A 24206-nucleotide genomic window follows, 5' to 3' on the forward strand; every position below is an offset into this window, starting at 1 on the left:
CAAAAAAGTATTTGAGTAATTGTAATCATAACAATTTTAAACGATAGAGGATGATAATAGATTGAATAATCATAGTAAAACACCTGCCTGTATATATACGTATGCATTTCGTGAGGAGGAGCGTGCTTTATGTTACTTGGAAATGCGCTCGTTCTTTGGAATGGAGTCCCACGTTAATATTTTAAAAAGTGATGTCAAAATTGACCCGAGTAGAAGTGCGTTTATGAAAGAGCGCGTTGAGGTTATGTATGAAGGGGACGACTTAGAAAGCATTTTAAAACAAGTGGAACAAATTGATTTAGCGGGGGCGTCGTTTAAAGTTATCTTTGTTAAAATCAATGACCTCGTTGGAGAAAATAAAATTGAATATGGAGAAAGACGTCTTATTGAACGAGACCTTGGCATGCATATTGAAGGAGAAGCGGATGTTCGTAATCCAGAGCGTGTATTCGGGATTGTTCCTCTTGGAGGACGCTGGTACTTCGGGCACTATGTAGAAAGCGAACCAGTTTGGTATCATCACATAAAAAAACCGCATAGTTATTCGACATCTCTTAGCACACGTGTTGCGAGATCAGTTGCAAATATCGCTGTACCAAATCCAGATGGAGTACGAGCAATTGACCCGTGCTGCGGTATTGGAACAGTAGTAGTAGAAGCACTTTCTATGGGGATTAACATCGTTGGTAGAGATATAAATCCACTTGTAGTTCTTGGAACAAGAAAAAATATCGCACATTTCGGATTTGAAGGAACAGTCACAAAAGGACCAATCGAGGAAATTACTGAGAACTATGACGTTGCCATTATCGATATGCCGTACGACTTATTTACGCATGCCACACCAGAAGACCAGCTCTCCATTCTTTCAAGTGCGCGCCGCATCGCGAAAAAAGTAGTCGTTGTCACGATGGAAACAATGGATGACATGATCCATGAAGCAGGATTTGAAATTACAGATCGCTGTATTACAAGAAAAGGATCATTTACTAGACAAATTCTTGTTTGTGAATAGAAAGAGAAAGGTCACCCGTTTGGGTGACCTTTTTCTATTGTAGTTTGATGTGTGATTGGTTGGTGGTGTAGATAGATGAATTAGCGGAATTTGTCGGTAAGTCGATATTCCATGGCAAATCGCCGATATATTCCGAGAATCGTCGATAGCGTTACATTAGAATGTTACTGTTCTTTTAATTTTTCTTGTTGTGCGATTAATAAATTGCGTAATATGTGTCCGCGGTAACTTTCTAGTTTTCTTCCTTCATGATAGCGCACACCTAATTTTTTTAGTTCAGCTACGTACCAGCCCTTTGTTCCGTAATACATGGGATCACTTCCTTTTTGCTTTTGAACAGTATATGTTGGGGGACGAAGTAACTTTACATTGAAAATAATAATGGTAAAAGGAATCCTACATGTGTGTACGAGAGGAATTGCAAAGTTATCGAGGTGTTTTATAACGTAACATCCAAGCCGTGTATAAAAAAGTAGACAGTTGTATATGAATTTGTTGAAAAAAGAATACACATTACTGAGGGGATTTGAAAAAAGTAATGCTATACGATTTGGCATGATACTTGCGTTGGAAATAGTATCAACGTATAGGGGAGAGATAGAAATGAAGGTTAGTAAAATATATACAACGATTGATGCGCACGTAGCTGGGGAGCCGCTTCGAATTATTACGGGCGGCGTGCCAGAAATAAAAGGGGAAACGCAGCTGGAAAGACGCGCATACTGTATGGAACATTTGGATTACCTTCGTGAAATTCTGATGTATGAACCGAGAGGGCATCACGGAATGTACGGTTGTATCATTACACCGCCAGCAAGTGCCCACGCTGATTTTGGTGTTTTATTTATGCACAATGAAGGATGGAGTACGATGTGTGGTCATGGCATTATTGCTGTCATTACAGTTGGAATTGAAACAGGCATGTTTGAAGTAAAGGGTGAAAAACAAAAGTTCATTATTGATAGCCCAGCCGGAGAAGTTATTGCGTATGCAAAATATAACGGGAGTGAAGTAGAATCTGTATCATTTGAAAATGTTCCTTCATTTGTATACAAAAAAGACGTTCCTATTAAAATAGATAACTATGAATTTCAAGTAGATATCGCGTTTGGAGGAGCATTTTACGCTGTTGTAGACTGTAAAGAATTTGGTTTGAAAGTTGATTTTAAAGACTTGCCCGCTATTCAAACGTGGGGCGGTAAAATTAAACATTATATAGAGAGCAAAATGGAAGTGAAACATCCACTTGAAGAAGGATTGAAAGGAATATACGGCGTTATCTTTTCAGATGAACCGAAAGACAAAGGTGCTACGCTACGAAATGTAACGATTTTTGCTGATGGGCAAGTAGACCGTTCTCCTTGCGGTACAGGAACTTCAGCGAGAATCGCAACTCTTTTTGAAAAAGATGCCTTACAAAAGGGAGAAATCTTCGTCCACGAATGCATTACTGATGGGAAATTCGAGGGAGAAGTATTGTCGGTAACAGCGGTAGGTACATATGAAGCTGTCGTTCCGAAAGTAACGGGGCATGCATTTATTACAGGGTTTCATCAGTTCGTTGTAGATCCGAGAGATGATTTGAACCGAGGGTTTTTGATAGGATAGAAGAAGGGGGTGGAAAGATATGCTAGTTATAAGCGCGAACGAACAAAGAAACTTAGTAAATATGAATGAAGTTATTGAATACGCGGCGCTTGCTTTAAAAGAATTTTCCGCAGAAAGAACGATTACACCAATAAGAGGCTCATTACCATTTGCGAACGAGCGAAATACGGCATTAATTATGCCTTCAGTAGCGGAAGGACTTGAAGCACTTGGAGTAAAAATAGTAACGGTAGTCCCGCAAAATAAACAGGTAGGAAAGAAAACGATCAACGGGATTGTGATGCTATCAGACTTTCAAACGGGAGAACCGCTCGCACTTTTAGAAGGATCATACTTAACGATGATCCGAACAGGCGCCTTATCAGGAGTAGCGACAAAATATTTAGCTCGTCATAACGCAAAAACTTTATGCATTATCGGAACGGGTGAACAAGCGAAGGGAATGGCCGAAGCGATATTTGCGGTTAGAGATATCGAAAAAGTCATTTTATACAATCGCACAGAAGAAAAAGCGTATGCATTTGCGCAACATATACAAGAGAAATTTGGTAAACCTGCTTACGTTTACAGGGATCCAAATGAAGCAATACGTGAAGCAGACATCATCGTCACAACTACGAACGCAACCACACCAGTCTTCTCAGAAACACTACAAAAAGGCGTCCACGTAAACGCCGTCGGCTCATTCAGACCGAGCATGCAAGAACTACCCTCACATGCCATAGCTAAAGCAAACAAAGTAGTAGTCGAATCAAAAGAAGCAGCACTAGACGAAACAGGAGACCTTCAAGTTCCGATAAAAGAAGGTCTATTCAAAGCAAACGCCATTCACGCTGAACTTGGTCAAATTATAAGCAAAGAAAAAGCTGGACGCGAAAATGATGAAGAAATTACTATTTTCAAATCAGTTGGTTTAGCAGTAGTGGATATTATCGTTGCGAAGTATTTGTATGAGAGAGCGGTGGAGCGCGGAGTAGGGAATAAGATTGAGTTTTGAGACTGCCTTTTGGTGGTCTTTTTTGTTGATGTGGGTGTGCTAGTATTTATAATTGAATCCTTTTAATATTATGTTGAAATGTATGAATTCTGTGCGGACATCAAATCATTCATTCAATTGGTATATGAAAAAGTTGCACCTCTAATTATTAGAGATGCAACTTTTTACCATTCACGCCATTCTTCTGTTATATCTTCCTCGGATTCTAAGCCAGCTATTCGTGCTGCTGTATCGATAAATTCATAGAGATCTTCTCTTTCCATTGTTTCGATAAAATGGTCATGTTCGATATTTAATTCATTTAATTTAATAACTACCTCTTTAACAACTTGCATTACTTCGACTTCGGTTGGATTCTCTCCTAATCGCTGTAAATTGTTAATGTAAGTGTCAAGAACTGTATTTGTTGCACTTATATTTTCTTCAGTAAAAAATTCCCCATCTTCATCATACTCAACCCATGAGGTTGTTGGTTTATTTTTTTTCAATTCATCAAATGTCATGATAACCTCCTAAATGTGTTTTTTGTCTTTAATTTCATTCTACATTTTCGATCATATAAAACAATCATTTTAGAGGGATTTTCTGTAAGTTGATAGTTTTTTAACTCATTTTATGAGGCTACTTATTCGTGGTCTTTTTATTTTCTCCTCCGCATAAATATAGTTTATTGCAAGAATGCATTAATAGATTACAAACTTTCTACCTTTGCGAAAAAGTTTGACAATACATACGGGTAGTGGTAATTTAAAACCTATAAGAAAACTCGGTATTAATTCCGAGTTTTCTTATAGGTGTAAATAGTCGAGAGGGGTCGAAATATGAAGAAGAAGTTGTTTGTATTACCATTTGTCCTACTATTATTTATTGCATTAGCTGCTTGTTCAGGGGAAAAAGATTCGAAGCAAGCGGGCACTAGTAAATCAGGGACTCCGAAAGACGGAGGAACGTTAACGATTGGTGTTAGCGATAATCCAGATACGATGAATCCGCTTTATGCGAATGATCGTGTGTCATTAACTGTGCAGCAAGCTTTATATGCGCCGCTATATCATATGGAAAACGGTAAGAAAAAGTTTGTTCTTGCTGAGAGCTTTACGCCTTCAGAAGATCAATTAACTTGGACACTGAAGTTAAAAGATAATTTGAAATGGCATGATGGTAAGAAAATTACATCAGACGATATAGCATTTACATTCCAATCTATTTTGGATGAGAAGCAAAATAGCTCAAGTCGTGAAAACTTTATTTTTAAAGGAAAGCCGCTTGAGGTGAAAAAGGTAGATGAGTTAACAACTCAATTCGTTTTACCACAAGTAAGCGCATCTTTCGAAGGTGTGATGAATGATTTCTTCCCAATTCCGAAACATGTATTTGAAGGGGAAGCAGATTTAGCGAAGAGTAAGAAAAACTTACAGCCTGTAGGATCAGGGCCGTTTAAGTTTAAAGAGTATAAATCAGATGAGTACGTTGCATTAGATCGATTTGATGATTATGTAGGTGGGAAAGCTAAATTAGACTCTATCGTATACCGAGTTGTAAAAGACCGTAATACAGCAAATGTTTCACTGCAAAATGGTCAAATCAACATGAAGATGATTGAGCCACAAGACTTTAAGAAATTAGATAGCACTGGGAACTTCTCAATGGTGACATTCCCTGAAGGTAGATTATTCTACTTATCTTATAACATGAATACAGATTTGATGAAGAAAAAAGAAGTGCGCCAAGCAATTGCGCATGCGTTAGATAAAAAAGAAATGATTAACTCAGCATTCGTTTCAGGTGAGTTTGCAGAACCAGCAAATTCAATCTTAACGCCAGACGCTATGTATTATGCGAAAGATATTAAAGACTATAAGTATGATAAAAAAGAAGCGAAAGATTTATTAGCAAAAGCTGGCGTGAAAGATAAAGAAAAAGTACGTGTGATGTATGTAACGAATAATAAAATTATGGAAAGCTTAGCGTTATATACACAACAAAAATTAAAAGAAGTTGGCTTAGAAGTTGAACTAAATGCATTAGATGCTAGTGCGGCAAGTGAAAAAGGCTTAGATAAAGAGAATAAAGAATATGACATTACATTTGGTGGTTACATAATGGGACCTGAGCCAGATTCATATAAGAGCTTATTCTTAAGCAATGCTGAATACAATTATGCACGATATAAAAACGCTGATTTCGATAAGTTATGGGAAGAAGCTGCAGTTGAGACAGATAAAACAAAACGCGCAGAGCTATACCATAAAATTCAAGAGACAGCTAGAGAAGACGTACCTTATCTACCAATCGCGTATCCGAAAGCAGTTATTGCAGTAGATAAAAAGTTTGATGGATTAAAAGAAGCGAAAGCAATTCCTGTCACAATGTTTGAAGATCTATCTAAGATTTATGAAGTGAAATAAGAAACAATAAAGAAGCTGGTGGAAATCAGCTTCTTTAGCTTGAGGGGGGAAGTTTGTGTATAAAGTAATTGCGAAGAGGCTTTTAAATGCAATTCCGCTTTTATTTGTTATTTCTATTATTTCTTTTCTATTAATAAAACTAGCACCGGGGGATCCGGTTCGAAACTTTGTAACGCCAAACATGAGTCCAATTGATGTGGAGCGTATTCGCAAAAGTTTAGGACTAGATCAACCAATTTACGTGCAGTATTTTTTATGGTTAAAAAACATTTTAACAGGAAACTTTGGTTACTCACTTCAAAATCATCGTCCTGTTTTGGAACTTATCACAGAAAGATTACCTGCAACAATTGGATTAATGGGATCATCTTTACTCGTCTCATTCGTAATTGCAATACCACTTGGACTATTTACAGGTGTGAAAAAGAATTCATTCTTTGACCGCATTGTAAACTTTATTTCATACGTTGGTATTTCTATGCCGGTTTTCTGGTTTGCACTACTATTAGTCTACTTATTCTCTTTAAAATTGAACCTACTTCCGAGTATGGGTATGCGCACCGTTGGTAAAGATTCTGTCTGGGATATTGTGCAACACGGCATTTTACCTTGTATGGTGCTAGCGTTCCAAAACGTATCTGTTTATATGAGATATATTCGTTCAAGTACGATTCAGCAATTAGAAGAAGAATATGTACAAATTCAATATGCGTACGGCGCTTCAAAGAAAACGGTGTTATTTAATCACGTACTTCGAAATGTATTAATACCGATCATTACAATTTTCGGATTATCGATTCCAAGTTTAGTAGGCGGAGCGTTTATTACGGAAACAGTATTCTCATGGCCGGGTCTTGGTTCACTTGGGGTAAATGCTATTTTTAGATTTGATTATCCGATTATCATGGCAATTACATTACTATCATCATTCATGTTAATTCTCGGTAACTTAATTGCTGATATTTTATATGGCGTAGTAGATCCGCGCATTCGAATGAGGGGGTGATTTGGAATGAATAATAGGAGATTTCAAACGATAAAACATAGCTTTACAAAAAATAAGTTTGTTGCAATGGGAGTTATTATACTTGCGGTTTTAACGGTCGCATCAATTTTCGCATTCGTATCGCCGTACGATCCTAGCAAAATGTCAATTCCAGATCGCTTACAAGAACCAAGTATGAGTCATCCTTTCGGAACGGATGATTACGGAAGGGATTACTTAACGAGAGCGTTATATGGCGGACGAGTTTCACTTGCGGTCGGTTTCCTTGCGATGGTTGTTTCTATTACAATCGGGACCGCAGTCGGAACAATTAGCGGATATTTTGGAGGAAAGTTAGACAACTTTTTAATGCGAGTTGTTGAAGTACTTATGTCAATTCCATCATTCTTTTTAATGCTACTATTAAATGCGTATTTAAAACCAGGAATTACGACGTTAGTTCTTATTATCGGATTACTAACATGGATGGACACCGCCCGTATTGTAAGGGCAGAAACGTTATCTGTAAAAGAGCGTGAGTACGTTTTATACGCAAAAGTATCAGGACAAAAATCACTTATGATTATTGTAAGACATATCATTCCTAACATTTTATCAACCATTATTATCGCCGCGACATTAACGATTGCGACATCGATTTTAATGGAATCATCACTTAGTTTCTTAGGTTTAGGTATTAGAGAACCAGATTCTTCTTGGGGCAGCATGCTAAACAATGCGCAAGGATATATTGGTGAAGCTTGGTATTTAACACTATTCCCAGGATTCCTTATCCTTTTAACGGTACTTAGTTTTAACGTAATTGGTGAAGCATTGAAGAAAGCTTTCGCACCAAAAGGAGCCGGACATGAAAACTAAAGTGTTAAGTGAAAGGAGTGAGAAGCGTGTCTGAAAAACTACTAGAAGTGAAAAATTTGAAGACTTCTTTTTTCATAGAAAGTGGCGAAGTTGAAGCGGTTCGCGGCGTTACATTTCGCTTAAATAAAGGAGAAGTAGTCGGTATCGTTGGGGAATCTGGAAGCGGGAAGAGTGTAATGGCGAAGTCTGTTATGTCTCTCGTTACGTCACCAGGAAAAGTGAAAGAAGGGGAAATCCTTTTTCATAATGAAAACATACTTTCTAAATCTGAAAAAGAATTGCGTTCTATTAGAGGAAATCAAATTTCACTTATCTCTCAAGACCCAATGTCAGCGCTAAATCCAGTCGTAAAAATTGGGAAACAAATGACGGAAGTAATTATAAGGCATCAAAAAGTGAAAAAGAAAGAAGCAGAGCAAATCGCGATTAACTTGTTAAAACAAGTCGGCCTTTCGTCGCCAGAAGAAAGGGTAAAACAATATCCGCATGAACTAAGCGGTGGTATGAAGCAGCGAGTTATGATCGCAATGGCGATGTCTTGCAACCCTGACCTTCTTATTGCGGACGAGCCGACGACTGCACTTGATGTAACGATACAAGCACAAATACTAGATTTAATGAAAAACTTAAAGAACGAAACGAATATGGCGTTACTTCTTATTACGCATGACTTAGGAATTGTCGCGCAAAACTGTACGCGCGTCATCGTTATGTATGGCGGGCTTATTATGGAAGAAGGACCTGTACTTGATATTTTCCAATCGCCGAATCATCCATATACGAAAGGGCTATTAAATTCGCTGCCAAAAATATCGAACGGTGTAAAAGAAAGACTCGCTCCTATTCAAGGTGTAACACCAAACTTATTAAACCCGCCACAAGGTTGCCCATTCGCAGAGCGTTGCCCGCATGCGATGGACATTTGTGAAAAAGAACGTCCGCCATATTTTGAAATCGGAAACGAAAGACGTTCCATGTGTTGGTTAAATGATAGGGCGGTAGGTGATTTCCATGCATGAAGAAAACTTAATTGAAGTTCGGAACTTAAAAAAGTATTTTCCTATTAAAAAAGGACTATTTGGCAGGAAAACAGAGCAATTAAAAGCAGTCGATGACTTAAGCTTCACTATTAAAAAGGGTGAAACATTCGGGTTAGTAGGAGAATCAGGTTGCGGAAAATCAACGACAGGAAGAAGCATCATTCGTTTACACGATGTCACTTCAGGTAACGTTTTATTCGACGGAAAAGATATCGCAAGTTTAAAAGAAAGTGAACTAAAAGAATATAGAAAACGAATGCAAATTATTTTCCAAGATCCATACGCATCATTAAACCCGGCAATGAATGTATTCCAAATTATTAGCGAGCCAATGAACATTCACGGATCTTACGAAAAAGAAGAACAAAAAGAAATCATTTTAGACCTTCTGAAAAAGGTAGGATTAAAAGAAGAACACTTATATCGCTACCCGCACGAATTTAGTGGAGGCCAGCGCCAGCGCATTAGCATCGCGCGCGCACTATCTGTAAAACCAGACTTTATCCTATGTGACGAACCAATCTCAGCACTCGATGTCTCAGTCCAAGCACAAGTCGTAAACATGCTGCAAGACATTCAAGAAGAAACAGGAGTCACATACTTATTCATCGCACATGACCTATCGATGGTAAGGCACATCTCAGATAGAATCGGAGTCATGTACCTAGGAAACATAGTAGAAATTGCCGATAGTGAAGACCTATACACAAAACCGGCACATCCATACACACAAGCACTACTCTCATCTATGCCAGAAGCAGATCCAACAAACACTGGCAAAGAACGGATCATCCTAGAGGGAGAAGTACCAAGCCCACTAAACTCACCATCCGGCTGCAAATTCAGAACGCGCTGCAAATTCGCTACTGAAAAATGCGCGCAGGAAGTACCGAAAATGGTGGAGATTGCGAAGGGGCATGAGGTGGCTTGTCATTTGTTTTAGAGGGAGAGCACTAGGGGGACCTGGTGCTTTTTTTCTTTGTAGGTGAACGTGATGTGGGATTGGTTGTTAGTTTAGGAGATAACGCGCTCGAAATTTGTCGGTAAATCGATATGTTGTGTCGAAACGTTGATATATTCGGAGTTACGATCGATATAATCGAATAATCGTTGATATATTGTTTTAAAGAGTGGGATTGGTTGTAGATTAATGTAGAAATTTAATGTTTTCGAAAAAAAGAATTGACTTCTATATTAGTTGTAACTAAAATAGTTACATAAAGATGTAATCAATTTAGTTACAACTAATATCTGCTAAAAATATGATTTATATATTTAATTAAGGATGGTGGTCCATACGTTGCCACCCGGTGTAGAAATTTACTAACACATTCAAATCAATGCATATTCTAAGCTTTAGTATTTTCTGTTACGGGGCAATAAGGTGCAACGTTATCTTTTGTTAAAAACCTTGGTGGATCTTTCTTTGGAAATATTAGTTTTGGGGAAATATAGTAAGGTATCTAAAAAAGAACAAGGTATAAAAAGATGTACTTATATAAACCAAAAATTTAGTTGAGCTGGATAATAAAAAAAAGGTAGGAGATTTAAATGGAGACGAAACAAGATAACCTTATTTACGTATGGGATGCATATTGTGGATGGTGCTATGGTTTTTCAGAAAGTATTAAAGGATTTTACAAAAACCACACTGAAGTGCCATTAACGGTTTTATGTGGAGGGTTATTTTTAGATAATTTACCAATGAAAAACTTCTCATATATAGAAGAAGGAAATAAAAGAATTAATCAACTTACAGGTGCTGAATTTGGTCCTTCATATCAAAAATTGGTGGAGGAAGGGACTTTTAAAATGAATTCGAAAGATGCTGCAATTGGCTTTTCAGCTTTACGCTCATTAGCACCAGACCGTTTATTAGAATTCACTTCGGCTATGCAAAAAGCGTTTTATTATGAGGGCCAAAGTCTGAGTGATCCTGAAACATATCGCAAAATTGCAATCGAGCATGGTTTGGACCCTGAACAAGTATTAGAACGTTTAAACGCTCAAGAAACAATAATAGATGTCCAAAATGATTTCAATAAAGTTCGACAGCTTGGTGTTAATAGCTATCCTTCCTTACTTTTACAAAAGGATAATCAAATTATTCCTATTGGTGGTGGCGTAATGACGCCGGATAAAATTGAAGCGCGTTTTAAAAATTTATATTAAGAAAATTTAGGATATAGTAGCAAACATGTTATCTTAGGCCACCTGACATTCATCTCCGGAATATTCGCCAGTACTATTACACTTTCAGATGAATGGGAGTGGGAGATTTTATCCCGCTTTAACGGGCAGTAAGACCCCCACCTCAAAATTCAGTGGAAGCAAAGAAGTTAGGTGGGGGATCAACTGTCCGTAAAAGTCCGATTGGTGTGGGCTAATAATCAGTGGGGGATGAACAAAACCCCCACTGATTAAAGTTTCACTTTATCGGAACAAGATAAAAATATGATAATTAGTTAATAACTTTAACAAAAGGAGAATAACATACTATGTTTAAAACAATCGATACAAATCAACAAGATGTGAAATTAACGGTGTTTAGTTCGGATGAAAAAAGCTTTATGGTCACAGCAACATTAGTTGAGAAAGCAGGACATGCATTTTTAATAAACTCAAAATTTACTCAATCTGATTCGAAAGAAATTGTTGAGTATCTGAAAAAAAACAACTTATCTCTAGATAAAATCTTTATTATTCATGGGGATCCAGACTACTACTTTGGATTGGAGAGCATTAAAGCCGTTTACCCAGAAGCTATAGCGTATGCTACGGAGTCTACTGTTGAACATATCGTTCATTCTGTCTTAGGGAAATTAAAAGTTTGGAAAGACGCCCTTGGAGAAAATGCGCCAAGTAACGTGGTATTACCTCAAGTGTTTAAAGAAAAAGCGATTGATTTTCAGGGGTTAACATTTGAACTAGTAGGCTTAGATCATTACAGAACTAGCTTATTTAATAAAGAGCTGAAAGTATTAATTGGTGGTATTGATGTATTTAACGAAATACATGTATTCTTAGCGGATACTAGCTCAAAAGCGGCAATGGAGGCGTGGATTGAGAACTTGAAAGTGTTACAAGCATTACATGCTGACATAATTGTACCTAGCCATGGATCAATCGAAAAATCCCTAAATAATCAAGCACTTACTGCGACAATGGATTATCTAAGAACTGCGGTTCAAGCTTCTGAGGAAAGTGGAACTTCAAAAGATTTTGTGGCAAAACTTGAAGCAGCATATCCAGGCTATGCAAATAAAGGTGTATTAGAATTAAGTGCAAAAGTTGTAACAAAAGAAATGCCTTGGGGTTAATGATATGAATAAATATCAAAAACTATTACATGAAACGTATGTGTTAACTGGCGAAGGGAAATTGGATGCGTTCAAAACGTATTTAAGTGAAAATGTATCTTGGACAGAAGCTGCTGGGTTTCCATATGCAGGTACTTATATAGGTCCAGATGAAGTAGTGAAAAACGTACATGAACGTCTTGGCACGGAATGGGATGACTATAGCGCTAAAGATGAAATTTATACTTTTAATAACAATACTGTTATTGTGTATGGAAAATATAGTGGAACATATAAAGCTACAGGTAAGTCATTTGTAGCAGATTTTTGTCATCTTTATAAGTTTGATGAGAACGATAAGGTTAAGAAGTTTATTCAAATTGTGGACAGTGCAACTGTTAATGAGGTATTAAGTTAGAGTTAATCGTTTCTAATATGCCTTGTATAGGGGGAGGTTAGGATAAATGAAATTCCTAACATTACCCCTGACATTACATTTTGGGGAAGGTTTCTCCTTCTTCAAACTTTTTATAGAAGAAAACTTATTTAAGTAGAAGAGGTAGGTATATATGAAATTAGAGAAAAGTTTAATCATAACAATTATTTCTGTATTTATTTTAGGAGTAGTTTCGACTTTGGTATATCAAGCTTCCACCGGTAATAACAAAGGGAACGCAATAAAGAGCGAGAATGTTGCTTCTGTATCAAAAGAAGTGAAAGAAAATGAAAAGAATAAAAAGATGGTAGTTGATTTCTATAATGAAGTTTTTAACAAACATAATATCGATATTATCCCTAAATATGTTAGCGAAGATTATAAGCAACATAATCCTTTTGTTGCTGATGGACGAAAAGCCTTCATGGATTTCTTTAAGGAGGATTTTGTTAAAAATCCTAATTCCTCTGCAGAGATTAAACGTGTAGTAGCTGAAGGGGATACAGTTGCTCTTCATGTACACTCTCGTACTAATTCTCAAGATAAGGGAGTTGCTATAGTGGATATATTTCGTATCCAGGATGGAAAGATTGTCGAACACTGGGATGTAATTCAAGAGATTCCAAGTGAAGCAGCTAATGATAATACGATGTTTTAGATAGAAGATATATTTAATAATTGTTTAATTGATAGTGCTGTATAGAATTTAGATAATTAGTTATCAAATTTGGAAATCATTTAAAAATAGCATATTAAATGATGACACAAATTAATACGAAATAGCTCTTTAATAAAAAATCCGACTCATTAAAAAATGATTCGGATTTTTTATTAAAGAATAGTGCTAATTTTGTGGTTCGGCACCATCTAAATTTGGAAACCATGAAAGTGTAGGTACTCTATATCCATGTAAAGTAAAATCGTAATTTTTTCCTTCTTTTATGTTTGCTTGCAGATTCACTGAATTAAACTTCATCATAAGAAGGCTATCCTCATTAGAAATAACTTTTTCAGTTCCATTTTTTTGCTCAACCTAGTACAATCTCACCAGTATAAAAAAGACCACCATTACTGGCAGTCCTTTTTTGGTAGTTTTAGAAATTAAATTATAACATATTAATATACAAATTATAAATATACTTTTCCCAAAAATACTATAAGTTTTTTATAATTCTTGATTTCTCAATTTTCATTGCATGATGAATTTTTCTATAAGTATTAACAACTAACATTAAAATTATCAATCCGCTAAATTATTAGAAAAAACTGGTTATCTATATAATTATTTGGTAAAATATAGATATAATTAAGAGGGTAAAGTTAATATAGATCAACTAAGTAATGCTAAGAAAATGTTTTATTGCATAAAAAAAGGCTCCATTGCTGGAGCACTCAAAATAAACAAACGAATTAAAACAAGAAACAGACAATTTAACTATATATATAAAACATAAATAAATCTATATATATGTAAAAATTCATATAAAAACTCTATTTATTGATGCTATAATAGGTTTACTCGATGATTGTTATATTTTTTTATGGTTTTTAAGCAATAAATACCTTCTTAACACCAAGTGTACAAGTAAAAGAAGACATCTTAGGCGATGTCTTCTTTTCTTATATAATAACAACACAATAAAATTAAGATGGTTTAAGTCGGAGGAAGGCACCTTTGGGTGTCTTTTCTTTGTCGAATTTGCCTAATAGGGGCAGCACCACATTGCTATCAAGTTAAAACATAATTTTCACCCAAAATAAAAAAATGAGCTGAATTCACATAAATAACTGTAGAGAGCTAACAATTTTATTTTGGGAGTACTTTAAAATATTAGCTTGATGGTGATGGGATAGTACCCCTAAAATGTGAATTTACTATATTAATTTGTTTCTAGTCTTAAAAATGAATAAATTTAACATCAATAAGGATTTTGAGATAAGTCATACGAGATACTTGTAAGCCTTAGCTGAAATGTAAAATTAATTAAATATCTATCAATAGAATAAATCATATTGATAGATATTTAATATTGTAAATCTGCAAGTTCTTGATGCTATTTTAGTTTTTTATTAATTTCAATATATTTTAGGTTCATGAGTACTTACTGGGGATATTATTAGAAATATGTATTGAATTAAATACAAAGTGTATCTAGTATATTGTCTTTTTCTACCTTATTAATACCAATATATTTAAGTGTAATTTGTAGGGTGCTATAATTGAGTATTTCTTGCACCATCGCCATATCTTTTGTTTATAGAACCAATATCCAAAGGTTTTTAAATTATATATTAATGAATTATGCCTTCTTAGATAAAGTAAATCGAGTTCAGAGAAACGAAGAACATAGAATACATAAATTTTAACTAGACTTATTATTAACTAAACTATCCCCACCACCAAGCTCCGCCTCAATCTGCGAAGTTTTAGATGACTCATCCATACGCCAATACGTAATAAAGCTGATCGCGATACATCCAGCTACGTAGAAGTAGAAGAGTGATTCCATTCCGATACTCTTTAGCCATAATGCGATGAACTCAGCTGTTCCGCCGAATATCGCAACGGTTAGTGCATATGGTAAACCTACGCCAAGTGCGCGAATTTCAGTTGGGAAGAGTTCTGCTTTTACAATTGCGTTAATCGAAGTGTAACCAGTAACGATAATGAGACCGACCATCATGAGTAAAAATGCTACGATTGGTTCTGTCGTTTTTTCCATGAAGAAGAAGATCGGCGCTGTTAGTAATGTTCCGAGAATACCGAATGCCATTAATAGTGGGCGGCGTCCAATTTTATCGGATAGTAGCCCTGCAATCGGTTGAAGTACGACGAAAATAAGTAGTGCGACAAAGTTAATCCAGCTTACAACTTCTTTCGGAAGGCCGACTGTGTTTACCATGAACTTTTGTAAATATGTTGTGTACGTATAAAATGCAACAGTGCCTCCTAATGTTAGGCCGACTACTGTTAATACTGCTTTCGGGTGTTTCATAAGTGCACGAACGGTTCCTGCGCTTTCGCGTTTTTGTGATTTTATGTTTGAGAACTGCTCCGACTCATCCATCGTGCGGCGAAGCCATAATACAGCTACTGCGCCCATCGCTCCAATAATGAATGGAATACGCCATCCCCAAGCTTTCATATCTGGTTCGCTTAGTAATTGCTGAAGAACAATTTGAACGCCTAACGCAACCATCTGTCCAGCAACGAGCGTTACATATTGGAAACTTGAATAAAAACCACGGCGTCCACTACTAGCCATTTCAGATAAATACGTTGCGGAAGTTCCGTACTCTCCACCAAGTGATAATCCTTGTAGTAAACGGGCAAGAACTAAAATAATTGGAGCCATAATACCGATACTTTCGTAACTCGGTGTACAGGCAATAATTAAAGAACCACCGGCCATAACCGTAATGGAGAGGGTTAATGCCGCCCGGCGTCCGTGCCGATCTGCATAGCGTCCCATTAATAAACTGCCGATAGGGCGCATTAAAAATCCAACTGCGAAAATAGCCGCTGTGTTCAGTAACTGACTCGTTGGATCTCCTTTAGGAAAGAACTCTGCTGAAAAATAAACGGCGAAAGCAGAGTAAACGTACCAGTCGTACCATTCAATTAAATTACCGACAGAACCTTTAAAGATATTGCCGGCGACTCGGTTAGATTTTGCTTGAGCCATACTAATTCCTCCTCTTGCTTAGTAATAAAAGGTATATATGAAAGCGTGTTCATTGTATTTGAATTGTACTGTTCTTTATTTGAAATCTCAATATTATGACAATTTTATTCTTTTTGTACTTTATGTACATGGATATTTTTAATAGTTGCTTCATTTTCAGTTTTGTCATAATAATAGAAAAAGGAGATTGATAGTTTTGAATATTTTATCAAAGGATATGAAGCATGAAAAAATCACGCAAAGTGTCATTACAAACGAAAATAGTAAGCTTAATTATCGCGTTAATTTTATTTGTCGTTCTCCTATTAACGGGAATATTTGTTTACATTCAGTCCGTTGATACGAAGCGCCAAGTAGAACAGTTAGCGCTGCAAACGGCTAAATCTCTTTCTTTTATGCCAGCTATAAAAGAGGCTTTTCAATATAACGAACATAAAAGTACGATCCAATCCATTGCGGAACAAGTTCGTGAGCAAGCTGGTGCGGATTATGTCATTATAGAAGATCGCTATGGGGTTATGTATTCCCATTCTAATTCTGAGTTAATTGGAACAAAGAGTAACAACCCGTATAACTATGAGGCACTTACTTTTGGTGGCTATTATACAATCGAAGGAAAGGGTACAAATGGTCCAGCTTTAATGGCGAAGGCACCTATTATTGTTCATAACGGAGATTACGATCAAGTAGTAGGCGTTGTGACAGTAGAGTTTCTAATAAAAGGCATTGAATCTAACATATTGAGCAGAACGAAAGAAATTATACTCTTCTCCGTAGCGGTATTATTAGCCGGAATTGTTGGTGGCATTCTTTTAGCGCGTAGCATTCGTAAAGATACACTCGGTTTAGAGCCGAATGAAATCGCAGCGTTATACCGTGAAAGAAGTGCGATACTACTATCTATAAAAGAAGGAATTATCGCCATTGATCAAAACGGTTTTATTACGATGATGAACACGTCGGCAGAAGAAATGCTGCATGTAAATGATGATTATATGCAGCAACACATTTCAAAAGTTTTACCGAATTTTAATATGGAAAGAGTGCTAGAAACCGATCAAGAAATCGCATTTCAAGATAAAGTATTTATTTTAAACATGACACCGATACTCGAAAATAATAATACAGTAGGCGTTGTATGTAGTTTTAGAGATAAAACAGAACTGCAAAACCTTGTGAACACAATATCTGAGGTAAGAAAGTATTCAGAGGACTTACGTGCTCAAACGCATGAATTTACAAATAAACTTTTCGTTTTATCAGGATTACTTCAGTTAGGACATTACAAAGAAGCAATTGAATTTATCCAGCAAGAATCTAATATTCATCAAAGCCAAAACCATATTTTATTTCATCAAATTCACGATGCGAAAGTACAAGCTATTTTATTAGGAAAAATCGGAACAGCGTCTGAAAAGAAAATTGATTTTCATATTGAAGGAGATAGCGCGCTTCATCCGTTACCAGACCATATAAAAGTGTCGCATCTTATTACGATCCTTGGAAACATAATCGATAATGCATTTGATGCGGTGAATGAACGAGAGGAAAAGAGTGTTTCCTTCTTTGTTACGGATATTGGACACGATATTGTGTTTGAAGTGATAGATAGCGGGATAGGAATACCGGTAGAAAAAATAACGACCATTTTTCAAAAAGGATTTTCAACGAAAGGAACTGATCGTGGTTACGGACTAGCAAACGTGAAAGAAATGGTAGATCTACTAGAGGGAACTATTGAAATTCAAAACGAGAAAAATGGGGGAGCTATTTTTACAATTTACCTTCCAAAAACATTGAAAGAAAGTACATGACAAACAGGGGGATGGGCATATGTTGAAGGTTGCAATTGCAGAAGATGATTTCCGCGTCGCGCAAATTCAGGAAGAGTTTTTATTAAAAATAAAGGACGTAAAAGTGATTGGAAAAGCATTGAACGCGAAAGAAACGATGGAACTACTACAAAAGGAAGAAATCGATTTACTTCTATTAGATAATTACTTACCAGATGGAATTGGAACTGACTTATTACCACAAATTCATGCTGACTTTCCAAGCGTTGACGTCATTATGGTAACGGCGGCGAATGAAAACTATATGCTAGAAAAAGCAATTCGAAACGGCGTAAGCAACTACCTTATAAAACCAGTCACGTTAGAAAAATTTGTTCGCACAATTGAAGACTATAAAAGAAAGAAGCAATTATTACATAGTAACAATGAAGTAAATCAAACACTCATCGATAATTTCTTCGGGACTTCGCAAACACAAGACATAAAAAACTTACCGACAGGTGTGGATCCGTTAACACTGCAAAAAGTGAAAGGCATTATAAAAGGATTCGAAGAGGGCATTACAATAGAAGAAATGGGAGAACAAATGGGTGCCTCCAGAACAACCGCAAGAAGATACTTAGAATACTTAGTAGCGACCGGCGAATGCACAGTAGAGTACACATACGGCATTATCGGGCGACCAGAGCGAAAATACCGAATAGGACGAGGGCTATGAAAAAACGTTTATTACTATGTATATGGATCATGACAGGAGTAATAGCTGGTTGTTCCTCGGAAACATCCCATACGAATAAAGTGAACATCGACAAAGTAGAAATCGTTGCGCCAAATGTTCAAGGAGCGGGGTGGGACTTAACAGCACGAGCGATGAAAAAAACGCTAACAGAAGAAAAAATCTTCACAAAACCAATCACAGTCACAAACAAAGTAGGTGGCAGCGGTGACGTCGGATGGAAATATACGAAACAAAAAGGCGGTCACGTACTGGCGATTAACTCAAGCTTACTCATAACGAACAACCTACTAGGCCACAGTAAACTAACATATAAAGACTTCACGCCGCTCGCAACACTTGCATCAGATTGGGAAGTTGTTGTCGTATCAAAAGACTCAAACATAGAAAACGCAAAACAACTCATGGAACAACTAAAACAAAACAAGAAAAACTTCAAAATCGGCGTTGCCCCAGGCCTAGGAAACGACGATCACCTATCCTTCGTACAAGTAAGCAAAGCATTCGGCATAAACCCTGCCGAACTACAATTCTTCGTCTACGAAAACAAAGAAAAAATCATAAACGCCCTAACGAACAAACAAATAGGCGCCGCAACCATGACCCTATCCGAAGCCGAAAAACAATACAAAACCGGCAAAATAAAAATACTAGCCGTATCCGCACCAAAACGCTTAGACCGCCTACCCGAAATCCCAACATGGAAAGAACAAGGAATCAACGTCATCTTCCAGCACTGGAAAGGAATTATGGGCCCAAAAGATATGACGGAGGAAGAGGTTGCTTATTGGGATGGTGTGATTAAGAGGATGGTGGAGAGTGATAGTTGGAAGGGGATTTTGAGGGAAAGAGGGTGGAATTCTTATTATAAGGATAGTGGGGAGAGTAGGGTGTTTCTTGAGCAGAGTAGTCAGGAGTATGGGGAGTTAGTGGGGGATAGTAGGAATTAGTAAATTATACGGTATGGTGTATGACTGTTCTTTTGTACATATAAATAGTTTGATGAAATCGTAGTAATTGTAATGGCTTATTAGGGTGGGGGATGGTTAGCGGGAATTATAGACTTTAGTAATAAGCTAGAAAGAGGGTGACAATCAGTCACTCCCTTTTTTGTAAATTAAATAGAAAAATATTTTAATTACCGTAAATACCGCCACAATTAATGTTACGATTTATTTGTCACATAGGAAATTTATCCAATTTCAATTTTTTTGTGAAAATGTATTGAAAGGAAGGGAGATAGTATTGCAAACAAGAGAAATAAAAGAAATGATTTATTTTATTGCAAAGGGGCTGGAGCAATGGGAGGAGAAGGGATGGAGAGAAATTCCTGAGACATTGCATAAAGGGCATTTACTGTTTATGAAAAATACATTGCAGTCTAATATGCATCCGAATAATATTTTTGATTTAATCAAGGTACTTCACGAACCTGTTGAAAAATGGGGAATGGCTGGAATAGAAAAGTTACTCCCGGGTGATTCCACCTTTTTAGTTAAAGGGTTTGGTCTGTCTATTGATATAGAGGATTTTCTTGAAGAATATAAATTCCCAGCAGAATTTGATCAATCTGTAATGAAGGAGATATTAAATTATTGTAGGGACAATAGTTTAGATGAGGAATATAGAAAAATTCGTTCTATTATAGCGAGTCCGGATAATGCAGTTTTAACATATGTGCGACTGCGTAAAATATTATTTTCAATTAAAGATAACGTGTTACATCAGCTGTTTGAAAGGTGTTATGAACAGGTTCCGCATAACATAGATAATTATAAAAAATGCCCTCATTGTGGGTGGACGGTATCATTTGTAAAAGGAAATTGGAGATGTAATAAGGAACAAATATGTGGCCACTTTCAATCGTTTGAGCGTTTAGAATCGTATAAATTTTCGGAGGATGAATCGGTGTATAGAGTTCGGCCGGGTATACAACGGTATGTACTATTAACTGGAATAATAGAAGAGAAAATATGTAAACGCCTAAAAGGGTATGATGCAGTATTATATCCGAACGTTGACGAGTTTGATATAAGGATTAATGTAAATGATACGTTAATAGATTTAGATGTAAAAGATTACAGATCGCCAAGAATGCTTGCGAATGCTTTTAATAATAAGAATTCAGGTTATTTGGAGAAGTATCATAAAAATGCTTATGTTATTATTCCAAATTATCGATTGAAAATGAATCCTAACTATAAAGAATTAGTATGTTCTTCTTTAAGCAAAGAATCTAGTGTCTATATACAAATTATGACGGAGCGTGAACTGTTTAAGTGTTTAAAGGAGGAAACCTTATGCAGCACAAATTAATATATGATCTTCAAAAACAGTTTGAAGAATTCAATGTAGAAAAAGAAGAAGCGCTCCAAATTATTAAAACGGAACTCCTTATATACGGTGGGAAAACAGCAGATCATCAAGTGCCTATTGAGGAAGCATGGGCATTATTAGTTGGTTATAATGAACCAGTATTAGAAAAGTATACAGATAAGTCTATTGTTATGAATCTAAGGTTGTTACTAGCTGAGTTTTCTAATGAAAGAATATGGAGGGACAATCTTGCATCTTATTTTCAAATAGAAAAGAAATACCGTTTATTTCATGAAGAGAATGGAGAAATCATACAAGTAATCCCTCAGATAGTAACTTATAGAACGAAGGTATATGCAAAATTAATACTTGATGTATTAGAGCAAGAAGAGAAAGATTATGAATTCGCTGTGGAGGGAGATTTTTCATATTCCCGGACGGTGGAAACCATGTTACACAAATACACAGGTTCAATTCCAAAAATTAAAGTGAAATATCCTATGTTGCCGAAGTATCGTGAAAAAATTAAGTGCTCCTCAGATTTAAATACTAATTGGGTAAATACAGCTACTGAGATGGAGCTGATATCAAAAAAATCCTATGTAGACCGTGCTAAAAGGATTAAGTTTCAAAGTCTCCACGTATATCAGCAAAATACGTTTGATTATCATGAAACGCAGCATATTGCAGGTGGATTAGCAGCTGGAAAATCAACTTGGATGATGTTAGAAACCTATCATCAAGTGAAAGAAAAAGGGGCCAAAGTTGGTTTTATTGAAAATAGCGTTTTTCAAGTTCTAGATCGTGTACAGGAATTACGTGATCTTGGTATTAAGGCGATTCCTATTATTGGAAAAGGAAGTCGGGCAAATCATGAAAAACGTTTTTTAGAAAGTTATGTAGATCCCTCTAAAGACGTGTCGCAGTTCTTAACACAGACGTTTCATTCGTTAGCTTCTATCTCGGATTCATGTACATTAAAAGCTTTAGCTAATGATTTTGAACGTAATAATTATTATCCATGTAAGTCTATAAAGCAAGGTGATAAAACGGTTTTATGTCCTTTAGCTAATACATGTGGTGTATATAAGGAGTGGACAGAGCTAATAGATGCCGATGTATGGGTAGCAACAACTGCAAGTTTAATAACTTCTAGTATTCCTGTGGTTATAGATCCCCTTGAAAGAACAATTTATGAAGCAATGTATGATTTATTAGATATTATTTTTGTGGATGAAGCAGATGCAGTTCAAAAGCAGTTCGATGAGCAATTTACGGTTGAAATCGATGCTTTTGGTAATAATAATTCTTTTTTTGAAAAATCACTTTATGCAATGAGTAATAACATTACAGGAAGATATACTGAGTTTGCTAATGATAAGCTTATTCAGCGTTGGCAACTCAATTCCAGGGAGTTAGAGAAAGCTGTTTGGTCATTATATGCAAAATTGAGTCACACACCAAAAATACGGAATTCTTTGAAAAATAAACTGTTATTTCCTAATAAGCTAGCGTATGAATTATCTAAAAAAGTTACAAAAGATGAAGAGGAACAAAGAAAAATTGAAAAACAGTTAAGGAAATTTGGTGTAGATCCAAGGAAAACTGTTCAAATAAAGCGTAAGTTGGATCAGTTACTCGCGAAAGAACCGAATAAAAATCAAATTTTACAAGAAGTAGCTAAGCTCTTTAAAATGGATAATCAAATTACACGTGATGCGGTAGACTTACTAGAATTTTATCTATACTTTTCATACCTAGACTATAATATTAAGTTTCTACTTTCTTATTATCCTGCTGTGCAAAGTAGATTAGGAATTGGATATGATGTATCACCTCTTTTGACAAAAGCAAAACAGTATAAGCCCTTTTTACTTGATGCTATGACTGGAAAGTTGTTTGGATATAGATATGAACAAACTGAAGATGATAAGTTTGGTAATTTTAAAATCCTTGAATATTCAGGGATTGGAAGAAAGTTCTTATATGACTGGTCTAATATGTATGAAATAGCCTTTAAGAAAAAGGGTCCAGCGGTTGTTTTACTTTCTGGTACAAGCTTAGCGCCAGGGTCAGATCATTATGATATAGCAATGAAACCTAAATGGTTAATTCAATCGGAATTACCTCCTTCTAAAATTAAACAGTCATACGTACCAACTTTTGATGAAAAAGATGGAGAACTTCTATGTATTTCAGGAAAACGTGAACAGAAGAGGGCTGAAAATTTAAGTAAACTTACAGCATCTTTAGAAGATAGATTGTTAGTTGAGTTGAAAACATTACAAGTAGAAAACAGGCGGATTTTACTTGTAGTTAATTCATATGAGGATGCTAAAAATGTTGCGAATACATTAGAAATGATTCCGAGATTATCAAAACAATATCGTGTATTAACACGGGAAAATGATAAATTAAAAAATGCCTTTCCTAGGAGTCAAATTGAAATGTTTAGGAAAGAAGAACAGAAAATACTAATTGTGCCGTTAATGTCTGTCGGACGTGGTTTTAATATTTTAGATGGAGGTACAGGTGCTTTATTTGGCTCAGTATTCTTTCTTGTAAGGCCTTATCCGGTACCAAATGACTTTAATTATATGATTCAAGTTTTACATGCAGCATTTCCAGTTTTTATGAATCAGATTGAAAGTAGAGGTCTTCATTACGGTAAGGCTATAAAGCAGTTACGCAAACTTAGTATGGGGCGCTTCGAGTCAATGTATAAACGATCGGATTTTTGGGCGGTACTGAAGCCGAAAGAAAGAGAAGTTTTATCTTGGTTTATTTTTATTCCAGTTTGGCAAATGATGGGTAGATTATTACGTGGTGGAAAGAATGCCCGTGTGTATTACTGTGATGGGAGCTTCCATAATAAAAACCCTAATGTACCATCTTTACTGGAATTTTGGAGAATGAAGGTGCAAAAATACAAAGATGATGAGACTTTTATGGCTTTATATGGACCTTTTGTTACGAGTATAGAGAATATGTGGAAAGTAGAGGATTGA

At 36.1% G+C, this 24206-nt stretch carries 21 protein-coding genes and 1 pseudogene; 17 read left to right on the plus strand and 5 right to left on the minus strand.

All coding sequences use genetic code 11. The features are described 5' to 3' along the window. Nucleotides 1-61: 61 nt before the first annotated feature. Complete coding sequence (locus tag IBT51_RS19940) at nucleotides 62-1015, plus strand: TRM11 family SAM-dependent methyltransferase (RefSeq protein ID WP_200458659.1); 954 nt, start codon at nucleotides 62-64, stop codon at nucleotides 1013-1015. A gap of 164 nt (nucleotides 1016-1179) precedes the next feature. Here the strand turns inward: IBT51_RS19940 and IBT51_RS19945 are convergent, their stop codons facing one another. Further along, a complete protein-coding gene (locus IBT51_RS19945) occupies nucleotides 1180-1410 on the minus strand; it encodes a YflJ family protein (protein WP_100910561.1) in 231 nt (76 codons plus the stop codon). A gap of 208 nt (nucleotides 1411-1618) precedes the next feature. Here IBT51_RS19945 and IBT51_RS19950 point away from each other — a divergent pair, with 208 nt between their 5' ends. Then, nucleotides 1619-2623, plus strand: coding sequence for a proline racemase family protein (locus tag IBT51_RS19950; RefSeq protein WP_078400891.1), 1005 nt, complete (start codon nucleotides 1619-1621; stop codon nucleotides 2621-2623). A gap of 19 nt (nucleotides 2624-2642) precedes the next feature. Then, complete coding sequence (locus IBT51_RS19955; protein ID WP_200458658.1) at nucleotides 2643-3620, plus strand: ornithine cyclodeaminase family protein; 978 nt, start codon at nucleotides 2643-2645, stop codon at nucleotides 3618-3620. A 164-nt stretch (nucleotides 3621-3784) separates the two neighbouring features. Here IBT51_RS19955 and IBT51_RS19960 read toward each other — a convergent pair whose 3' ends face one another. Further along, nucleotides 3785-4123 (minus strand): hypothetical protein, encoded by a 339-nt coding sequence (locus IBT51_RS19960; RefSeq protein ID WP_000141782.1) that lies wholly within the window; start codon nucleotides 4121-4123, stop codon nucleotides 3785-3787. Between the two features lie 318 nt (nucleotides 4124-4441). On the opposite strand from IBT51_RS19960, the gene IBT51_RS19965 reads away from it, so the two are divergent. The 9 genes from IBT51_RS19965 (at nucleotide 4442) to IBT51_RS20005 (ending at nucleotide 13325) form a co-directional block, all read left to right on the plus strand. Next, a complete protein-coding gene (locus IBT51_RS19965; protein ID WP_200458657.1) occupies nucleotides 4442-6028 on the plus strand; it encodes an ABC transporter substrate-binding protein in 1587 nt (528 codons plus the stop codon). Nucleotides 6029-6083: 55 nt separating this feature from the next. Further along, the gene (locus tag IBT51_RS19970) at nucleotides 6084-7034 is read left to right on the plus strand and encodes an ABC transporter permease (RefSeq protein ID WP_000278778.1); all 951 of its coding nucleotides are present in this window, start codon (nucleotides 6084-6086) and stop codon (nucleotides 7032-7034) included. 6 nt (nucleotides 7035-7040) lie between these two features. Beyond that, nucleotides 7041-7892, plus strand: coding sequence for an ABC transporter permease (locus IBT51_RS19975; RefSeq protein ID WP_001065285.1), 852 nt, complete (start codon nucleotides 7041-7043; stop codon nucleotides 7890-7892). 26 nt (nucleotides 7893-7918) lie between these two features. Then, nucleotides 7919-8911, plus strand: coding sequence for an ABC transporter ATP-binding protein (locus IBT51_RS19980; protein ID WP_098300307.1), 993 nt, complete (start codon nucleotides 7919-7921; stop codon nucleotides 8909-8911). Next, entirely contained in the window at nucleotides 8904-9875 is a 972-nt protein-coding gene (locus IBT51_RS19985; RefSeq protein ID WP_200458656.1) for an ABC transporter ATP-binding protein, read from the plus strand. The genes IBT51_RS19980 and IBT51_RS19985 overlap by 8 nt, the downstream gene beginning before the upstream one ends. 608 nt (nucleotides 9876-10483) lie before the next feature. Further along, entirely contained in the window at nucleotides 10484-11104 is a 621-nt protein-coding gene (locus IBT51_RS19990; protein WP_000448622.1) for a DsbA family protein, read from the plus strand. Between the two features lie 326 nt (nucleotides 11105-11430). Then, a complete protein-coding gene (locus IBT51_RS19995; protein ID WP_088025015.1) occupies nucleotides 11431-12252 on the plus strand; it encodes an MBL fold metallo-hydrolase in 822 nt (273 codons plus the stop codon). A gap of 4 nt (nucleotides 12253-12256) precedes the next feature. Beyond that, nucleotides 12257-12649, plus strand: coding sequence for a nuclear transport factor 2 family protein (locus IBT51_RS20000; RefSeq protein WP_001046367.1), 393 nt, complete (start codon nucleotides 12257-12259; stop codon nucleotides 12647-12649). Nucleotides 12650-12800: 151 nt separating this feature from the next. Then, entirely contained in the window at nucleotides 12801-13325 is a 525-nt protein-coding gene (locus IBT51_RS20005) for a nuclear transport factor 2 family protein (protein WP_200458655.1), read from the plus strand. A gap of 186 nt (nucleotides 13326-13511) precedes the next feature. On the opposite strand, the gene IBT51_RS27245 is transcribed toward IBT51_RS20005, so the two are convergent. The 3 genes and pseudogenes from IBT51_RS27245 to IBT51_RS20015 all read right to left on the minus strand — a co-directional run bounded on the left by IBT51_RS27245 (nucleotide 13512) and on the right by IBT51_RS20015 (nucleotide 16353). Further along, on the minus strand, nucleotides 13512-13643 hold the full coding sequence (locus tag IBT51_RS27245; protein WP_267911580.1) for a hypothetical protein: 132 nt from the start codon (nucleotides 13641-13643) through the stop codon (nucleotides 13512-13514). A 1159-nt stretch (nucleotides 13644-14802) separates the two neighbouring features. Then, nucleotides 14803-14945, minus strand: a pseudogene (locus IBT51_RS20010) (tyrosine-type recombinase/integrase); the annotation flags it as partial. Between the two features lie 85 nt (nucleotides 14946-15030). After that, complete coding sequence (locus IBT51_RS20015; protein WP_053565133.1) at nucleotides 15031-16353, minus strand: MFS transporter; 1323 nt, start codon at nucleotides 16351-16353, stop codon at nucleotides 15031-15033. A 224-nt stretch (nucleotides 16354-16577) separates the two neighbouring features. Between IBT51_RS20015 and IBT51_RS20020 the strand changes: the two genes are divergently transcribed. The 5 genes from IBT51_RS20020 (at nucleotide 16578) to IBT51_RS20040 (ending at nucleotide 24206) form a co-directional block, all read left to right on the plus strand. Then, nucleotides 16578-18167, plus strand: a complete 1590-nt coding sequence (locus tag IBT51_RS20020) for an ATP-binding protein (RefSeq protein ID WP_200458654.1) — start codon at nucleotides 16578-16580, stop codon at nucleotides 18165-18167. A 19-nt stretch (nucleotides 18168-18186) separates the two neighbouring features. Beyond that, complete coding sequence (locus IBT51_RS20025) at nucleotides 18187-18864, plus strand: response regulator (RefSeq protein ID WP_120460740.1); 678 nt, start codon at nucleotides 18187-18189, stop codon at nucleotides 18862-18864. Next, complete coding sequence (locus tag IBT51_RS20030; protein WP_200458653.1) at nucleotides 18861-19832, plus strand: tripartite tricarboxylate transporter substrate binding protein; 972 nt, start codon at nucleotides 18861-18863, stop codon at nucleotides 19830-19832. Before IBT51_RS20025 ends, IBT51_RS20030 begins: the two co-directional genes overlap by 4 nt. 295 nt (nucleotides 19833-20127) lie before the next feature. Beyond that, nucleotides 20128-21198: a restriction endonuclease-related protein gene (locus tag IBT51_RS20035; RefSeq protein ID WP_200458652.1), complete on the plus strand. Its 1071-nt coding sequence runs from the start codon at nucleotides 20128-20130 to the stop codon at nucleotides 21196-21198. Continuing rightward, complete coding sequence (locus IBT51_RS20040; protein ID WP_200458651.1) at nucleotides 21183-24206, plus strand: pPIWI_RE_Z domain-containing protein; 3024 nt, start codon at nucleotides 21183-21185, stop codon at nucleotides 24204-24206. The genes IBT51_RS20035 and IBT51_RS20040 overlap by 16 nt, the downstream gene beginning before the upstream one ends.

This window comes from Bacillus sp. S71 (assembly GCF_016625265.1).
Lineage (GTDB): Bacteria > Bacillota > Bacilli > Bacillales > Bacillaceae_G > Bacillus_A > Bacillus_A cereus.